This window comes from Hydrogenophaga sp., assembly GCF_041633695.1.
In the GTDB taxonomy this organism is placed as follows: Bacteria; Pseudomonadota; Gammaproteobacteria; order Burkholderiales; family Burkholderiaceae_C; genus Hydrogenophaga.
This window is the reverse complement of sequence record NZ_JBFJMY010000416.1, coordinates 1-3,668: the sequence shown is the minus strand read 5'-3', so window position 1 is coordinate 3,668 and position 3,668 is coordinate 1. Positions and strand designations below refer to the sequence as shown.

3 protein-coding genes are annotated in these 3,668 nt (G+C 65.6%); 1 reads left to right on the top strand and 2 read right to left on the bottom strand.

The features are described 5' to 3' along the window. A partial coding sequence (locus ABYB95_RS19230; RefSeq protein WP_372660550.1) for an IclR family transcriptional regulator occupies positions 1-332 on the bottom strand: 332 nt, incomplete at its 3' end. A 272-nt stretch (positions 333-604) separates the two neighbouring features. On the opposite strand from ABYB95_RS19230, the gene ABYB95_RS19225 reads away from it, so the two are divergent. Continuing rightward, positions 605-1,705, top strand: a complete 1,101-nt coding sequence (locus ABYB95_RS19225; protein WP_372660547.1) for a mechanosensitive ion channel family protein — start codon at positions 605-607, stop codon at positions 1,703-1,705. 24 nt (positions 1,706-1,729) lie between these two features. Here ABYB95_RS19225 and ABYB95_RS19220 read toward each other — a convergent pair whose 3' ends face one another. Then, positions 1,730-3,436, bottom strand: a complete 1,707-nt coding sequence (locus tag ABYB95_RS19220) for a SulP family inorganic anion transporter (RefSeq protein WP_372660544.1) — start codon at positions 3,434-3,436, stop codon at positions 1,730-1,732. Positions 3,437-3,668: the final 232 nt, after the last annotated feature.

Genomic DNA, 3,668 nt, shown 5'->3' with positions numbered 1-3,668 from the left:
TCCACGTAGATCAGCGAGAGTTTGTCGCGCACGCCCAGCGACACGGTGGAATTGGAGTAGTCGGCCAGCTCTTGCATCATGGGCCGGGCGATTTTTCGCACGTCCAGCCGCGTCAGCATGGCGCTGCCCAGCGCCAGGCAGGCGGTGCCCAGGCGGTAGCGGCCGCTTTCTTCCACGTGGATCAGGTAGCCCAGCTTGGTCAGCGTCATGGTCAGGCGCGTGACTGTGCTCTTGGGCAGCTTGCAGCGCTGCGCCAGTTCCTGGTTGCTGAGCGTGCTCTCGCCGGTGCGAAAGCACGACAGCACTTCCAGCCCGCGGGCCAATGCGGTCACGAAATGGCGGTCTTCCTTGGCCTTGGGTGGTGGGCCGCGCCGTCCCGGGCGTTTGGGCGCCGCCGCGGGTTCCGGGTCGGATCCCCGGGCCGTGCCGATGGCGTCGCCCAGTTCAGTGCTGCTGTTCAAAATGGAACTCCGTTCTGCAAATTGCCAGAAGTACTGTACACGGCTCGGCGTTGCTACGCATCGTCGGAAATACCGAGTTTTCTGCCATTGTGCGGCTCGCGTGGCCAGGCGGATGCCGGTGGTCGGCTGCTAAAGTGGTCCGGATGAAGCAAATCAGTCTCTTTCTTACCCAATATGTCGGCATCGAACTGTGGCTGGCCTCGCTGGCTGCCATCGCGCTGGTCACCATTTTGTTGAACCAGGTGGCCCAGATTTTGTTGCGCCACGCCGCCAAGGCAACCGAGCGCACCAGCACGGTGTGGGACGACGCCCTGGTGAGCAGCGCCAGCCGCCCGGTGCTGGCCGCCATGTGGGTGGTGGGTGCGGGCTACATGGCGCGCGTGCTGCAGCGCCAGAGCGACGAGTTGTTTCTGGACGAGGTGCTGGCCTTGCGCGACGTGGCCTTGATCGTCTGCGTCAGCTGGTTTTTGCTGCAGTTCGTGGGCAAGGTGGGTCGCAACGTGATCGCGGCACGTGTGGAGCGGGGTGAGGAAGTGGACCGGACCACGGTCGATGCCCTGGGCAAACTGGCGCGCCTGGTGACGGTGATCGTGGCGCTGCTGGTGGGAGCGCAGACCCTGGGCTTTCAGATCACCGGCTTGCTGGCGCTGGGCGGCGTGGGCGGCATCGCCGTGGGTTTTGCGGCCAAGGATTTGCTGGCCAATTTTTTTGGCGGCCTCACGATTTATCTGGACCGCCCGTTCGCGGTGGGCGAATGGATACGCTCGCCCGACAAGAGCATCGAAGGCACGGTGGAATACATCAGCTGGCGCCACACGCGGGTGCGCGCTTTCAACAAGAACCCGATCTATGTGCCCAATGCGGTGTTCACCAGCATCGTGGTGGAAAACCCCTCGCGCATGAGCCACCGCCGCCTCAAGGAAACGATTGGCCTGCGCTACGACGACTTTGCGGTGGTCGCGCCCATCGTGGCCGACATCAAGGCCATGCTCAAGGCGCACGAAGGCATGGACGCCAGCCAGACCTTGATCGTCAATTTCAATGGTTTTGGCCCGTCTTCGCTCGACCTCATGATCTACGCCTTCACCAAGACCACGGTTTGGGTGGCGTACCACGAGGTGAAGCAGGACGTGTTGCTGAAAATCGGCGAGATCATCGCGCAGCACGGTGCCGAGATCGCCTTTCCCACCCAGACCCTGCACCTGCAAAACGCAGCGGAACCGGAGGCGCCAGACGCCGACTGACTGCGCCGGCTCGGTTCGCTGCGCTCAGGAACCCACCGGCCCGACCAGGCTGTCGCCCTGGTCGACGATGGTGTCGCCCATGTGTTTTTTCGCAAAAGCGTGCAAGGCCTCGGCATCGGTGCGGTACAGCCGCAGGCCGGGTCCGTCTTCCAGCGCACCGGCTTTGCGCAGCACGGTTTCTATCGGCAGTTTCAGGCCCACCAAATGCAGGGTGACGCCTTTTTCGCGCAGGCGCGGGCACAGAATGCCCATCATCTCCACGCCGCTGGCGTCGATCCAGTTGAAGGCCTGGGCAAAAATCACCACGTGGTGCGTATCGGGCTGGGTGGCCAGGCGCTCGGTGATGGCGCGTTCCAGGGCGCTGGCGGTGGCGAAGTCGAGCGCCGCGTCCATGCGCATGGCGTACATATGGGGTCGCAAGGGGGGCAGGTGCCAGAGGTGGCGGTCGCGCAGACTGCCGTCGGCGTGCAGACCCACTTCGATGATGCGCGGGTGCAGCCGCTGGTACAGAAAATGGCTCAGCGCCATGATCACACCGGCGATCACGCCCCAATGCAGCTGCGGCGAGGCCAGCAGGGTGATGGCAAAGGTGCTGACGGCGATGAGCGCTTCGGTGCGCGAGATGCGCCACAGGCGAACGAAGGCGCCGGGTTTGACCAGACTCAGCACCGCCACCAAAACGATGGCGGCCAGCACCGCCCGGGGCACGTGCTGCAGCAAAGGCGTGAACACCAGCAGGCAGAGCGTGACCACCACCACCGAAAACACGGTGGCCCAGCCGCTGCGTGCACCGGCGTACAGATTGAGCGCCGAGCGCGAAAACGAGGTGCTGGTCGGGAAGCTGCCCGACAGCGCCGACGCGATCTTGGCCAGGCCTTGGCCGAGCAGGTCCTGGTTCTGGTTCCACAGCTGGTCTTGCTGCCCGTTGTCCACCTTGGCGCTGGCCGCAGTTTCCAGAAAGCTCACCAGGGTGATGATGAGCGTGGGCAGCAGCAACTGGGACAACACCGCCCAACCGGGCCAGCCCGGCAGCGCCAGACTGGGCAGCTGGTGCGGCAGCGGCCCGATCACGCGCCCGCCCAGGGCTTCAAAGCCGATGCCGTAGCTGATGCCCGAGGTCGCCAGCACCACCAGCAACACGCTGGGAAAACCGGGCCGCCAACGCCGCGCCAGCATCAGCGCCAGCAGGCTGCCCAGGCCAAACGCCAACGACGGCAGGTGCCAGCCCGCAGCGCTCAGTGCGCCCGACCAATCGCCTTGCAGGCCCAGCAGCCCCGGGAGTTGCGAGCCGATGATGAGCAGCGCCGCCGCCTGGGTGAACGCCATCAGCACCGGCGCGTTGACCAGATTGAGCAACCAGCCAAAACGCACCAGGCCGAGCACGATTTGCAGCAGACCCGCGAGCAAGGCCAGCCAGACCGCGAGCTCCACCCATTGGGCGCTGCCCGGCTCGGCCAGGCCGGTGAGCGAGGTGCTGACCAGCAAGCAGCTCAGTGCGGTAGGCCCCACCGCCAACCGGGTCGAGGCGCTGAACAACACACCCACCAGGGTGGGCAACATGGCCGCGTAAATACCGGTGATGGGTGGCAGGCCCGCCAGCGTGGCGTAGGCCACGCCTTGCGGGATCACCATCAGTCCGACGGTGAGACCCGCCATCGCTTCGCCCCGCAACAGGGAGCCGCTCAGGCGCGGCCAAGCCAGAAAGGGAAAGAAGCGTTGCCAACGGATCATGGGCCGATACTACCCGCCGCGGCGCGGCGCTCCTGCGCTGGCGGTCGCGGGGTTCAAGACGGCAACTGGTCCACGTCGGCGGGGTTGAAGCTGCTGCGCCGCCCCAGATGGCGCGCGTTTGCCTGGAGCCAGGCGTCGGCGGCGGCATGGCCTTGCCCGTGCAACTGGGACAGAAACGACCATTGCGTCTGGGTTTTGCTGGACGCGCTCAGGCTGCCCAGGGCGGCGTCGC